Source organism: Sphingobacterium sp. UDSM-2020, from assembly GCF_016132525.1.
In the GTDB taxonomy this organism is placed as follows: Bacteria; Bacteroidota; Bacteroidia; order Sphingobacteriales; family Sphingobacteriaceae; genus Sphingobacterium; species Sphingobacterium anhuiense.
Map to the genome: position 1 here is coordinate 4,041,115 of NZ_CP066166.1, position 14,656 is coordinate 4,055,770.

The 14,656-nt window shown below is 36.8% G+C and carries 10 protein-coding genes; 4 read left to right on the top strand and 6 right to left on the bottom strand.

Going from position 1 to position 14,656, the window contains the following annotated elements:
- The first annotated feature begins 17 nt into the window (after positions 1-17).
- From JAZ75_RS16980 to JAZ75_RS16990, 3 genes are all read left to right on the top strand, one after another.
- Positions 18-1,700: a RagB/SusD family nutrient uptake outer membrane protein gene (locus tag JAZ75_RS16980; protein ID WP_132773302.1), complete on the top strand. Its 1,683-nt coding sequence runs from the start codon at positions 18-20 to the stop codon at positions 1,698-1,700.
- A gap of 184 nt (positions 1,701-1,884) precedes the next feature.
- The gene (locus JAZ75_RS16985; RefSeq protein ID WP_208696862.1) at positions 1,885-2,508 is read left to right on the top strand and encodes a hypothetical protein; all 624 of its coding nucleotides are present in this window, start codon (positions 1,885-1,887) and stop codon (positions 2,506-2,508) included.
- Positions 2,509-2,662: 154 nt separating this feature from the next.
- Positions 2,663-4,165, top strand: coding sequence for a glycoside hydrolase family 32 protein (locus JAZ75_RS16990; protein ID WP_232789241.1), 1,503 nt, complete (start codon positions 2,663-2,665; stop codon positions 4,163-4,165).
- A gap of 329 nt (positions 4,166-4,494) precedes the next feature.
- On the opposite strand, the gene JAZ75_RS16995 is transcribed toward JAZ75_RS16990, so the two are convergent.
- From JAZ75_RS16995 to JAZ75_RS17015, 5 genes are all read right to left on the bottom strand, one after another.
- Positions 4,495-5,967 (bottom strand): TlpA disulfide reductase family protein, encoded by a 1,473-nt coding sequence (locus JAZ75_RS16995; RefSeq protein ID WP_208696864.1) that lies wholly within the window; start codon positions 5,965-5,967, stop codon positions 4,495-4,497.
- Between the two features lie 27 nt (positions 5,968-5,994).
- Complete coding sequence (locus tag JAZ75_RS17000) at positions 5,995-7,377, bottom strand: RagB/SusD family nutrient uptake outer membrane protein (RefSeq protein ID WP_132773307.1); 1,383 nt, start codon at positions 7,375-7,377, stop codon at positions 5,995-5,997.
- A gap of 11 nt (positions 7,378-7,388) precedes the next feature.
- Positions 7,389-10,739 (bottom strand): SusC/RagA family TonB-linked outer membrane protein, encoded by a 3,351-nt coding sequence (locus JAZ75_RS17005; RefSeq protein ID WP_208696866.1) that lies wholly within the window; start codon positions 10,737-10,739, stop codon positions 7,389-7,391.
- 24 nt (positions 10,740-10,763) lie between these two features.
- Entirely contained in the window at positions 10,764-11,786 is a 1,023-nt protein-coding gene (locus JAZ75_RS17010; RefSeq protein ID WP_208696868.1) for a FecR family protein, read from the bottom strand.
- A 90-nt stretch (positions 11,787-11,876) separates the two neighbouring features.
- Complete coding sequence (locus JAZ75_RS17015; protein WP_208696870.1) at positions 11,877-12,458, bottom strand: RNA polymerase sigma factor; 582 nt, start codon at positions 12,456-12,458, stop codon at positions 11,877-11,879.
- A 490-nt stretch (positions 12,459-12,948) separates the two neighbouring features.
- Here JAZ75_RS17015 and JAZ75_RS17020 point away from each other — a divergent pair, with 490 nt between their 5' ends.
- Positions 12,949-13,719, top strand: a complete 771-nt coding sequence (locus JAZ75_RS17020) for a hypothetical protein (RefSeq protein ID WP_208696872.1) — start codon at positions 12,949-12,951, stop codon at positions 13,717-13,719.
- Positions 13,720-13,764: 45 nt separating this feature from the next.
- Here JAZ75_RS17020 and JAZ75_RS17025 read toward each other — a convergent pair whose 3' ends face one another.
- Positions 13,765-14,325 carry a suppressor of fused domain protein gene (locus JAZ75_RS17025; RefSeq protein WP_208696874.1) on the bottom strand — a complete coding sequence of 187 codons (561 nt, stop codon included), beginning with the start codon at positions 14,323-14,325 and terminating at the stop codon, positions 13,765-13,767.
- Between the last annotated feature and the right edge of the window lie 331 nt (positions 14,326-14,656).

Consider the following 14,656-nt stretch of genomic DNA (forward strand, 5'->3'; position numbering starts at 1 on the left):
AAAAACAAATTATTCTCATGAAAACAACATTTAATAAAATAATAATAACGGTATTGGCCGCAGGACTTTTGTCCGGATGTAATAAGTTCTTGGACGAAACACCAAAAGGCGTATTGAGTTCCGATCAGGTGAAGGAGCCTGAAAGATTACTTACAGCCACTTATGCAGCATTGGGAAACGATCACTATGATGTTCCATTTAGTTTATGGCCATATGGAACGGTACGATCTGACGATGCCTATAAAGGAGGTTCAGGGCCTCAAGATATACAGGTCTTTCATTTTCTGGAAACGGCAAACAATATTACACCGACTTTTGATGAAGTAAACCGTCTCTGGTTTCAACTATATGTATCGATTTCCCGTGCTAATACCACGATCCGGACGATTCAGGAAATGGGTGATTTTGCGAATAAAGACGAAAAAATGGCAGAAGCAAGATTTCTCCGTGGACACTTTTATTTTATGCTCAAGATCCTTTTCAAATATGTACCGTATATTGATGAGCAAGTGCCGATAGATAGTTATGAAACGATTGATAACCGAGCGTTAACCAATGATGCATTATGGCAGAAGATCGCAGATGATTTTCAATATGCAGCAGATCATTTGCCAGTTGTTCAGACAGAGGTTGGTCGTGCCAGCCGTATTGCGGCTGCCGCGTACTTAGCAAAAACATATTTGTATAAAGCTTACCGTCAGGACAATCAAGAGCGACATGCGGTCACCAGTATAAATCAGACAGATCTTGAAAAAGTAGTACAGAGTACAGATATTGTCTTATCCTCAAATCGTACATTAGAAACAGATTTCGGATTTAATTTCCTGCCGGGTCAATATGAAAACGGTACCGAAGCACTTTTTTCGATTCAATTTTCCAAAGATGACGGAACGAAATTTGGTCGAGTGAACTTATCTGATGTCCTTTCTGTGCCGATGGGATTGGGGTGCTGTGATTTCAATAAACCTAGTCAAAGTTTGGTGAATGCCTTCCGTACCACGGGAAAAGGACTGCCGTTGGATAACTATAATACGCTTAATACATTTAATGTTGCGGAGAAATACGATCCTCGGCTTTTTCATACTGTTGCAATTCCAAATTTACCATATAAATACAGTGCGAAACATGTGTATGAAGAAAGCTGGACCCGTAATCCGTCGGAATACGCTATGTATGCCTCTTTGAAAGAAAATGTTGATCCAGACTGTGATTGTTTTGTTCCGATGGTACCCTTTTATGCGAATACAAAAAATCGTATCGTCATTCGTTTTGCCGATGTATTGTTAATGCGTGCCGAAGCACTTATTGAACTTCACCGTTCCCAAGAAGCACTACCATTAATCAATCAGGTACGCATACGTGCAAAAAACAGTGTGACACTGACGGGCTATGCAACAGATAAGATGCTCATTGAAACGTATAAAAATGGAGAAAATATCATTTGGAACGAAGAAAATGCACGGAAGGCCTTACGTTGGGAGCGCCGATTAGAATTGGCCATGGAGAACGGACGATTTTTTGATCTCGTGCGCTGGGGGATCGCAGGTGAGTCTATGAACGCCTATTACGATGTCGAAAAATCACGTAGATCATATTATGCTTCTTCCCATTTTACTGACGATAAGTATGAGTATCTGCCTATTCCGGAAGCACAGATCAGATTAAGTAAATACTTGTATAAGCAGAATGCAGGATATTAACACTTGTTCATTTTGTGATGGTGAAATGAAGTGGAAAAAAATTAGTTAATGAAAAGATCCTGAATGTATCCTTTGTAACTGTACAAAGAATATGTTCAGGATAGTTTTCTGCTAAATAAATAAGAGACATGAATCAATCAATGCTCGAATGCATTGATATCACTTGTAAAACAATTATAAATCAATGAAAACATTAAATAATATTATAGGCTTAGGAATTTTCCTGCTCTTTATCGGATTGTTTACATCTTGTAAGGAGGAATCAGCTACATCGCTCGATTTGAGTTCGGATGTCAATATTCTTTCTTTTAAAGTGGGAAATACAGCAGGCGTCGTCGATAACGAGAAAGGAACAATTAGTGTGCTTGTACCAGCAGGGACGGATCTTTCTGCGGTAAAGCCGAGTATTGCGCTACCTGAAAATGCAACTGTCGCCCCAGCTTCTGGAAGTGCTCAGAATTTCACCTTTTCTTCAACAACACCGTTAGTTTATCGTGTATATAATGGAAACGTTTTTAATACCTACCAGGTAACAGTTAAGGAGATTATAGCCGAAATAACAGCTTTCCGTATCGGTAACAAAGTGGCTATTATTAATCAAAAAAATAAAAGTATCACCATATATCTACCGGTTGGTACAGCTGTAAAAGAACTCAATCCATCAGTAGAATTTACTAATGGAGCAAGTATAGCACCGGGCCAGGGCGGATATGTTGATTTCAGTTCAGCCGTAAAGTATACGCTTACTTATATGGGGCAAACATTTCCATACACGGTGACTGTAGTTTTGGGCGACGAACCAGCATAAAGAATATGTATACTGCCGCTTTTATAATTCACATATTATAAATCAAAGTTTGAAACTTTTTTAATGAATTGATTAAAGTTAGCGGAATTAAACGGAGAAATAATAATAAAACAATTAATTTGTATTTGATAAACCTTATAGAAAAATTTAAATCATGATGAAGAAATTAGCATTTATATTACTAGCACTTCCTTTATTTAGCTACGCTCAGACTGGAAGTACGAAACAAGATAAGCAAATGGTACAAGTGGAAAATTATCGCCCTTTATATCATTTTACACCTAAAGAAGGGTGGATGAACGATCCAAATGGAATGGTATATAACAATGGTACTTATCATCTTTTCTATCAGCATAATCCAGATGAACCTAAATGGGGTCCCATGCATTGGGGACATGCTACCAGCACAGATCTTGTGCATTGGGAAGAACAGAAAATAGCGCTATATCCAGATAGCCTGGGGACCATATTTTCAGGGAGCGCTGTTATTGATAAAGATAATACAGCTGGTTTTGGTAAAGATGCCATGGTCGCAATCTTTACGCATCACAACCACAAAGAAGAAGACAAGAGAACCGGTTTACATCAATACCAGAGCTTGGCATATAGTTTAGATCAAGGTAAAACTTGGGAAAAGTACAAGGGAAATCCTGTATTACCTAATCCTGGAATATGGGATTTCAGAGATCCAAAGGTGATGTGGCACGAAAAGTCACAGGTATGGATCATGACTTTAGCAACAAAGGACTGTATCACATTTTATTCCTCTAAAAATCTGAAAGAATGGAAGATGGAAAGTAGTTTCGGAAAAGAAATCGGAGCTCATGGTGGCGTATGGGAATGTCCAGATCTGTTTCCAATGACAGATAATGGGGTAACAAAATGGATATTATTGGTCAGTATAAATCCAGGAGGACCAAATGGTGGTTCTGCGACACAGTATTTTGTTGGCGATTTTGATGGAAAGCATTTCACAACAGATGATACCCAGATTAAGTGGTTGGATTGGGGAACAGATAATTATGCGGGTGTAACCTGGAATAATGTGAAGGATCGTCATTTATTTATCGGATGGATGAGCAATTGGCAGTATGCGAATGAGGTACCCACATTAAAATGGCGGTCGGCTTCTACGATCCCACGTGAATTATCACTGACAAGCATAAATAAACAGTATTATGTAGCAAGTAAACCCGCTAAAGAAATTGAAAATGCTTTTAAAATATCGAAAACAATTGCTCCTAAAAAAGTAAACGAGATTCTGTTAAGTGATCATCTGCCTACAGGATTCCAATTGGACATCAGTAAACTGAAAGTACAGGATTTTAAGATTATTTTATTCAATAAAGAAGGAAATGAGCTAACAGTTGGGTATAATAAGGCCAAAGATCAGTATTTTATCAATCGTAGTGAATCTGGAAATATATCGTTTAGTCACGATTTTCCTAAAAAACATGTAGCTCCCCGTCTTTCAAAAGAGTCTCAAGTAGACATGAACGTATTTTTTGATGTGACTTCTGTCGAGTTTTTTGCCGATAACGGACTTTCGGTGATGACAGACATATTTTTCCCTGATAGTCCTATGACCCATTTAAAAATTACAAGCAATGCTCCTTTAGAATATCAAAATATCATTATTTCAGAATATAAAAAATAGTCAATTACAGCAATAGACGGCTATAGGAATTAATTTTAGCCAGCCCAGAAACGCTTTCTTCATTAGATTGGAGGAAGTGTTTTTTGGATTTGAGCGTAGGTGTGGCATCAATTTGGTTTATTTATTTACACTCAAAACTTCACTTATTCGCAACTTAGTATTATAAATTTATAATATGTTTAAAATTAGAAAAGCCAGCTTCTATTAAAAAAGCTGGCTTTTGTGATAAAGTGAAAATTTGCAATAATTTTTTAATATTAACCTAGCACAACCGCACCATTGTACGGTAGTAATTTTCCCTGCTATTTTAATTTTAAATCTAGTATTTTTTAACCTTTAAAGGGTTTCTTTGCAGCTTCGATCAACTCCTTCATTTCTAATTTTATATAGTCAACATTCGGCGTTGATCCTGTTAAGAAATATCGAATATTTCCTTCCTTATCAATAATAAATTTAGCAGGAATACCTTTCACACCAAATTTGGCAGCCATTACCTCACCAGTTTGAGGATCTTTTTGATCATCATAAAGAACTTCAAAAGGATAATTATTTTTTGTTATAAAAGACAACACATTTTCTTTATAATTTTTGTCGCGTTCCCAAGTATTCATAAACAAGAATTGAACATCTTTATCATTTGCATATGATTCCTGCGCAGCTTTCATCCCCGGAAATGAACGCACACAAGGCTGACACCAAGTAGCCCAGAAATCAAGAACGACAACTTTTCCTTTTAAACTGGCTAACGATACCTTTTCATCTTTTAAATTGAGCAATTCAAAATTTGGAGCAGGTTTGAAGGTTGCCATCTCTTTAATATGGTCACGTATGGTCTGTGTTAATGCTTCTTTTAATGATGCATTAAAATTTTCGTAACCCTGAGCAGATCCGTTCAATTCCAAATAGAGTTTTTTAAGATCATTTTCAACAGCAAATTGTCCTTTAGCATATAATTTCGTCAAAATATTGTATGCCTCAAGTTTTCGTCCGGTTCCCATCAACGACTTGTAGTAAACCATTGCTAATCCGTCAGCTTGTTCAGGAGCTGCTTTCAGTGCATTTTCTATGTAACCAAGTGCATCGTTATATTTTTTCTGAGCTACTAAGATATTGACATAAGCAGACATAGAGCTGGCATAACCCATGGAAGCAAATCTTGCTTTATTGTCTTTTTGATCCTCAGGCAGGCTTAGGTAATAATAACTGTCATCCATCGCAGTTTTTAGGATCGGTGCTGCGGTGACTGTATCTCCTGCCGATAATAAAATCTGGCCTACGGGTAGATATCCATTGCCACGCCAAAATTTTTCTTTCATTTCGCCAAGGTAATGGATAGCTTTAGGGGCATTTCCATCATTTGCAAATCCCTGCGCTAAATTGGCTAAAACATAATCATAGGTCAAAAGCTCTTCGCTGAAGTTTTTGGACGGCCACTTTTTGTTCAAGTCATTATAAGCTTTTTCTTTCTCCTGGACAGTAGATGCGTTATAAAAAACATTGGTAATAAAAGAATCGCGGGTCAGTGATCCCTTAGGATATTTTTTTTTCGCAATAGCTTCTACCGAAGCCTGTTGCTGTTCCTTTCCCAATGACCTTAGGATATTGATTGTTGTACGGAACTCTTGCTCTGTTTTATAGCTCTTAATTTCGGTCAAAAGTACATTTGTAAGCGAATCTTTTTGAGCTATGCTGCCTTTTTCTATTATAGGGAGATATTTTTGAAATTTGTCTCCTGATGCCTTTTGTGCCATTACATTAGCTAGGGCAAAAGTCAAGGCAATGGTTAAGATTGTTGTTTTCATTTTTTAATAATCAGTTTAGATAATAATTTAGTTTTCGTATCCAGGATTTTGTGTCAGTTTAGTATTGATCAGAATTTGAGCCTGAGGAATTGGAAAAAGCACATCTGTAGGTTGCCAATTTGATTTAACAGGCGAAAGAACCTCGTTAGCACGTTCAGTACGTTTAAGATCAAGCCAGCGATGGCCATACTCGCCAAAAAATTCATGAAGTCGCTCTGTTTCTATCGCGGTCAATAACTGTGTTTGATTACTGCCGATATTGATACCTGTTAATCCGGCACGATTACGTACAGCATCAATATCAGCGCGTGCACCGCTTAGATTATTGAGTCTGCTTCTGGCCTCTGCACGTATAAGATACTGTTCAGCCAAACGTAGTATGATATGATATTCTGCACCTGTTCCAGAAGCTACTTTATACTTAGTGATGGCATAGTAGTTCTTACCTGAAATGGTTTTAAGACTTGTCCAGTTCATTTTTCTTAAATCAGTTGTGGACGATGACTCGAAACTGTTGTATACTGCATCGGGAAGCGTATAACCAGGGACAGCAGTCACTGCGGTAATGTAGTTTGCTCCGAAAGTTGTGATACCCGTCAGATTTCCCAACTGAAGGATAACCTCGTTGCTCGTGTTTTGGAAGTTTTTGTCTGGAGCAGGCATACCATAATCAGAAGACTGCAGTACTTTTGTTGCGTACAATTCGGCATTTTGATAGTCTTTTTGATATAAATATACTCTGGCCAATAGGGCACTGGCGGCAGCTTTATTTGCCCGTCCTCTTGGACTGGCAGTTGCATCATAGCTGGTCTGCATTTTACTCTCTGCATCTTTTAGGTCACTGACGATCTGATTATAGACCTGCTGTTTATCTGTCCTTGGTAGAGAAGCATCTTCAAATGCAAATAGGTCATTCCGCAATTGTAAAGGAACATCACCATATAGATTCACAAGATAGAAATAGGCATAGGCTCGGAAAAATTTAGCTTCACCGATTAGCTGATCTTTTATGGTTGGTGTCAGGGAATTTGATACTTCCAAACCTGAGATAGCGTTGTTGGTGTTCTTGATCAATTGATAACAATTATACCACAGGTTAGCGACATTATTATTTGTATTTAATATATTATTACTTGCGAACTCTGTTATACCAGCATCTGTCGCATTATATTGAAGATCGTCTGCCGCGATTCCGGTAAAGAACGTGGTTGTGCCGGACAAGTTGATATTTAATACTGTGCTGTACAATCCACGGATCACACTATTTGCTGATGCATCTGATGCAAACGCATCTCCAGTGATAACCTGAGTCGGTGGAGCGCCAAGATCTACAAATTTTTCGCAGGAACTAAATAAAAGTGCCCCATTGGTCAGTATAAGCGATATGATGGTTTTATTGTTTAATTTCATTGTTGTACGTTTTAAAATTGACAGTTAAATCCAAAGACAATTGTGCGCAGTGGAGGTAGCACTTGTGCGATAGTTCCTGTACCTAAACCAGATGGACCACCCTGGACGGTAGTTTCCGTATCGAGTACATACTTATTTTTTGCCCAGGTAAACAGATTCTGGCCCTGCATAAATACACTACAATTGGACATTCTCAATCTTGAAGTCCAGTTTTTTGGCAGGTTATAGGAAAGATTTATAGATCTCAATTTAATATAAGATGCATCCCCGTACACAGCATCAGAGCTACTGTATAGATTGTATGAATTGTTTAAAGCAGTTCCTGTAGGCGTAGAAGTTGGTGATGAGGGTGTAATCGCACCAGGAATATCAGTATTCGGATTCGTTGGAGACCATCTTCCAAGCCAGTATTCATTCTGGTTAACCATTGCTCCAGGTCTTGTATTTAAAATTTTGGTTACTCCAAATCGATGGTTAAACTGGAAAAATACACCCAGCTCAAATCCCTTGTATGAAAAAGTATTGTTAAATCCACCATAAAATGGTGTTCCCAAGTCAGCAACATAACGATCATCTGCATTGATAACCCCATCACCATTACGGTCTTCATAAGTTGCTCTGCCAGTTGTTTCATCAACACCCTGATAATGATAAAGACGGATTAGATTGAGTGGCTCTCCAACGAGAAAACTGCTGGCATAGAATGTATTTTCAATTCCCGGAAATTCCACTAATTTATTTTTATAGAATGTGAAGTTGGTCGATGTTTTCCATGTAAAATTTTCCGTAACAATATTGGTGGTATTCAATTCAAGTTCCAGTCCTGTATTTTGAATAAGTGCGGGAAGATTAGCCTTATAACTGTTATACCCAACTTGAGTACTTAGGATAACGTCGGTAATCTGGTCGCCTGAACGATTTCTAAAATAGTTACCGGTGAATAAGATACGGTCTCTCAAGAAGCCAAGATCCAGTGCAAATTCCATCTTTTTGGTCGTTTCCCATTTGATATATTCATTAGGTAGCGTCCCAATGTTCATCGAAGGATTATTTAGATAGGCCGTAGCAGAGGAGTAGAGCGGCAGATACATGTAGTTTGATATCTGATCGTTCCCGGTCGTACCATAACTAGCTCTCAGTTTACCAAAACTGAGAAAAGGCAGCTTGTCCTGCACAAAATCTTCTTTTCCGAATACCCAGCCTAGGCCGATTGCACCAAAATTTCCAAATCTGTTTTTTGGACCAAAACGTGAAGAACCATCTCTTCGGAATGTTCCGTTAAATAAATACTTCTCATTCCAGTCGTAATTCACTTTTCCAAATACAGCATTATATTTGTAATAAACAAGATTGTTGCTTGCTGTGAAAGTTCCCGCTGCACTGAGCGATCCTAAAAGTGCATCATTGCTGTAGTTGGATCCATTAGTTGTCTGTGAACGTGATGAATTCTGCTGAAAACTCGTGCCGATCAATGCTGTTAGTTTGCCTTGACCTATATTTTTGACATAATCCAATGTGGGTTCGATAATCCAGTTCTCAGCTTTTGTATTTGAAAAAGCAGATGAGCCCAATGGATTCGTCAGGGTATTATTTAAGGACGAAATCGGTGTCTGGTTATTTTGGTTCAGCTGTGTTATGGTGTACCCGAAATTTGTTTTCACGGTCAGTCCAGGGATAATCTTATAACTCAAGTTTGCATTTGAAATAAGGTTATTCGTAGTTCCTATGTATTTTCTGTTGAGCATAGCAATAGGATTGTTGATCCCTGCTGATGACGGTAGCCAATAAAATCTGCCGTTGTCATCATAAATAGGGTAGTTGGGAGGCAGGTTGTACATGGAAGTAATATCCGAAGATGGCATATCCGAATTATCATTGGCATAACTTACAGATAGTGCCGCATTAAACTTCTTGTCTGCAGACGTATGATCCAGGTTGAGACGAGAGGTAAACCTGCTATTTTTACTGTCTCCATAAAATACCGTGCTTTCGCGTCTGTATCCGGAGTTAAAGAAAAAGCGTGTAGACTCATTTCCACCGGACATATTCGCTTGCATATCGGTAATATGACCTTTATTGCCGATCAGCATTTTTTGCCAGTCTGTAGATTTATTCTGGTCCCACAACAAAAGGTCTGGAGCATTTGTTGCAGTTGGTACCGTACCATCATTAACAAAAGCTTCTTTTCTCAAGGATAGGTATTCTTCCAGATTCATCATCGGGATAAATCGATTAACTTCCGTAAATCCAGTGTTAAAATTAACACCGATGCGCGTGCGTCCCGATGATCCTTTTTTTGTTGTGATCAATACGACACCATTGGCACCACGGCTACCATAAATTGCTGTGGCATCGGCATCCTTGAGTACATCTATACGTTCAATATCAGAAGGATTAATCATACTAAATGGACTTAGACCGCCAGAAGATCCAGAAATACCAAAAGAGTTTAGATTGTCGGTTGCAGGTTGACCGCTGTTAAAATTAGTGAAAGGTACGCCATCAATAACGTACAGAGGAATAGATCCTGAGGTCGTCCCGCTTAATGAAGCCTGGTTTCTGATCTGTATCTGTACAGCACTTCCGGGTACACCATTATTTTGTGCAATCAATACACCAGACATTCTACCGGCTAATGCAGCCAGGGGATTACTTACAGGTTGAGATGCAATATCTTTGGCTGTAATTGAAGCGACTGATCCCGTATTTAATCGACGTGTTGTTGTTCCATATCCGATCACGACAACTTCTTCTAAACTGCCTTCTTCAGGCTTCAACCGGATAGGAGTAGTGTTTGCAAGAAGCTGTTTGGCTGAGATCTCCACCTTCTGGTAACCCATGAAAGAAAATATGATGGTGATATCTTCATTGGGTATCCTCAATCCCCACTGTCCATTCACATCAGTAGCTGTACTTGTCTGTATATTACGATATGCTTCTTTTTGCCAGTCTTTTATTATTACCGATACTCCTGCTAACGGAGAACCATTTTCATTAAGTACTTGTCCGGCCAAATGTAGCTGACTTTGTTTCTTTTCTTTTATGGCTATTATATTATTATCCAGCAGTTCCCAGGTCAGATTACTTCCTGAAAGAGATTTTGAGAGTACGTCCTTGATACTGATTTTGTCAGCTATAATATTTACTGTTGAATTGGGAAGTATAGCCTTGCTGAAGAACATTTTGTATTTACTGTTTTCATTTATTGTCTGAAACACGTCTTCCAGTTTGCCAGACTTTATGGATACATCAATTTTTTCAGTTTGTGAATAGGCAAAACTCTGCACATGCACTGTGCTGAGACAAACCAGAAGCAGTGCCAATCTGGATTCTTTTTTAAATTTAGGTACTGTTTTGTTCATATGAGTTATGTAGGTTAGTTTGTTTTAAAATAGCTGTATTTGATTGTTACCTGTCTTTTTGATCTGGAAGTAATTGACCGTCTGCAGTGCTTTCAAGATATTGTCTAAATCTTCATTTTCAAATGTTGCAGAGAAGCGCTGAGTTGCGATTTTACTACTTAAGATCTGTATCTCCACACCATACATGCGTTCTAATTTTATAACAATATCTGCCAATCTTTCATCACGGATGGTCATCCGTTTAAGCATCCATTCTGTTTCGAGTGCAGTACCGTCTTGATTTGAGACAACTAAAGGCTGGACTGCAACTGTGGCATTTTGCAGAGAAACAACTTTTGGATTGGTAGATTGTGCATTGTTATGGATAATCGCATTAGAGAGCACAAACTTTTCATTCGGGTTCAAGATAAATTTTTTATCCGTATGGCCAGTTTTCCATATCGAAACTTTTCCTCGTATTAAAGCAGTTTCTGCATTTCTTTCATTTTCATAGTCACGAACATTAAAAGCAGTTCCCAGGACGCTGATTTCCATTCTAGGAGTATGGATGATAAAAGGTTTTTTTGGATTTTTAGCGACATCGAAAAATGCTTCACCGATTAAAATCACTTCACGTTTAGAAGAGTCTTTAAAAGAATTAGGATAAATAATTCTACTGGATGCATTTAGCGTAATTTTTGTTCCATCTTCTAAGGTAATATGGCGCTGTTGTCCGTTTGCTAAGTTGATTTCTATATTTTTTAAGCTACTGTTTTTGTACAGATATTGATATGCAATAGAAATACAGAAAAGTGCTACAGTCGCGGCAATAGCAAGTTTAATCATACCGATTTTTCGGATGGGTGTTGGAGAAATTTTCTTTACGACATTTTCCTGGATTCTTCTTTTTATTTCATTCTGTTTTTCATGATCAAGTTGATCCAAGATATCTGGGCGTGATGAAAAACTTTCAAAAAAATTTTCGACAATTTCCGCTTCCTCTTTGTTGCATTTACCTTTTAAGTATTTATCTATGAGATTTTGAAGCCTTGGGTTATGATGTTCCATTTTTGATTAGTACAGTATTTATATATACAGTGTACTTAAATCGGAATATCGTACTAGTCTAAAAGTGATTTATTTGCAACTTGCTTGAAATCAATGAAATAAAGTTAGTATAAAAACTAAAAAATGTTGAATGATTAATTTTCTTAGTTTAGCAATGGAGATCCCTAAATGGTTTTGTATTGTATTTTGTGAGCTTTCAGTCATTTCGCTTATTTCTTTTGTAGAAAGTTCATCGAGATATCTCATTTTAAAAATTTCTTTTCTTTTCTGTGGCAAATGGGCAATCCATTCTTCTATTAGAGATTTTAAATCTTTTTCAGCATATTGATCATATTCGGAAATCTCATGTTTCTGCATTAACGATAGATTTTCTTCGAGCATTGATTTTGTTCTCCTGTTTTTCTTGTAAACTTCAAAAACTTTGAACTTCATACAGGTACGCAGATAGGCTTCAAGATTCTGGATATCTCTCACCGCTCTCTGCTGCCAAAGGTCTATAAATACATCTTGCACCACTTCCTCACAAAGAGCCATATTATTAAGTCGTTTAAAGGACTCATTCACTAGAACGGACCAGTATCGCTCATAGATAACGTTGAAAGCATCCAGATCGCCCATTTTAAGACGCTCTAGTAAACTCTCGTTACTATGCAATACATGTTCGTTTTTCATTATGATTTTAGTGTGAATCATTTGGTTTTGGCTTCCAAATGTTTAAATAATATTGTATTTTTTTTCAATTATAGTAATATTTATGGCTTGTGACAACTTTTTTGTTAATTTTATTCCTATCTCTATTGTAAAAAAGCGTATGAAGCCTGTAGCCGTGTAAATATTTGAATGGATAGAGGTGCTCTTGGTTTTTTAAATAAGAATTATTGTCATGATGTAAATAATCAATTGGTTTGTAATCGAAGTTAACATTTGTTTATGAAGAAAGCTTAACAGCGTTTTACTTTCGAATATATTATTGTATTTAAATTTTATTGTACTGATATGCTGAATTTTTTATTGCATACTGTTAGTTTTTCAATATTTATTATTGTTTTATATTAAATAATCGTTTTATGATTTAAGAACGGAATTCTTATGTGAATTAAATGTTGAAATATTCATCATTAATCAACATATTTGATAAGGGATATTAAAGCGTCTATTTAAAATGGGTACATTTGATTTTTTGAAACGATGGAATAGCAAACCTTCGATAAAGGAGAGATTAAGAAAACTGCTTAATTCCCTTAATGAATCATTTGCTGATAAGCAATATTTTCAACAAAGTGTAGAATATAACCATCAGGAGGAGTGGGAGCTTGCAATTGAAAGTCTGATAGAATTGGGTGTTACAGGACCGTCGCATTTTACTAAAGAAGTGTGGGTTGAACTTTGCAAATTGGCTAGTGAAATAGGGCTAGATGAAAGCGCAAACTATTGCCGAAAACAAATTGACCTGATAGCATCTGAAATTTGTGAAATAGACGAGGTTGATGAATTAGGATTTACTAAGTCTGAATTGGAAGAGTATGACAAGCACGTCAGGTTTTACTATACCAATATCGTCAATTCGCTTATTCTGTTCACTTATAAATCTAGAGAACTGGAACTTATGGCATCTCCAATTTACGACCCAATGACAGAGCTTTATGAGGAATTGGAATATGCGTATACACCGGTGTGCTTCGAAACGGTATTTAGAAATAACCTAATACCAATCATATACAAACAAGAACTACTGACGTTCAAAACTAAGGTCGATCAAATGCCAAGTGAGATATGGGATTGGGAATATTTGGAAGAACATCCGAGCTGGATAAACATAAGAACTGATGCTGAAGAAATATTAAAGAAAATGGGAATAACGCACCGCGTATATGATTATTCATTCACCAATATAATATCATCAAGTGGAGAAGTGATCAAAAAGAAAGAATAGTAATAAGATTTTGAACAATAATCTTGAATCAAAACATGTTAATTTTTAAATTAAACTGGCTCTTTCAGGACTTAGATAATTTAATTCTTTTTCTTCAAAAATTGTCTCTAGAGCATCATATCCAAATTCAATTTTAAAATCCCGTTCAGCTTTTGTTATAGGAATATACCAAAAGCATTTGATGGTTTTATGATCTATATCTATTTGCTCAAAGTCAGGTTTTTCCAGATAAGGAAAAGATATAAAGCCATGGTCGCATAACGATTCCCCCAACCAAGGTTGTCCTAAATTAACTGTGTGATGTAAGTTCAATGGCGCATCGTTTCGATGGTAGCTTGCACAGTAGCAGAGAAGGTCTACAAGTAATGAATTCTTTTCAGCGGCATAAATGAATAACTCAATCAAGTTTTCATCCCACCTGTTTAATGACATTCCTACTGTACAATAGGTGTACATATTATGAATCTGATTGGGAGGAAACTCTAATATGAAAAATTCAGGATCGAGTTTATTTATTGGTCCCTTATCAATTTTATGCACAATTCCTGAAATACCAAAGTATTGTTCATAATGCCTCTTCAACTTATCTCTATAAACATTGATCATATTTTATAAAACAATTTATGTGCTGAATTTAGCATTTTGAATCCATCTTCACAACTTCACCTATCTATTTCCCTCATTCACCGATTTTTTAGTTGGTTTAGTCTAATTGCCATAGGGTAAGGACGATTTACACCCTACTTTTGAATCAACAAATAAGATAAAACTAACAATATAACATAAAGACATTATGAACCATCATGAGTACATTGGTAATTAGTTGCAGAATTTATACTCATGATAGCCTTATCACCTTTAAATAACAAATTATCTAGATAAAAAACTTTAGCAAAAACATTCGCAGCAGCAGCCTTAATAGCAGTATCTACATTCA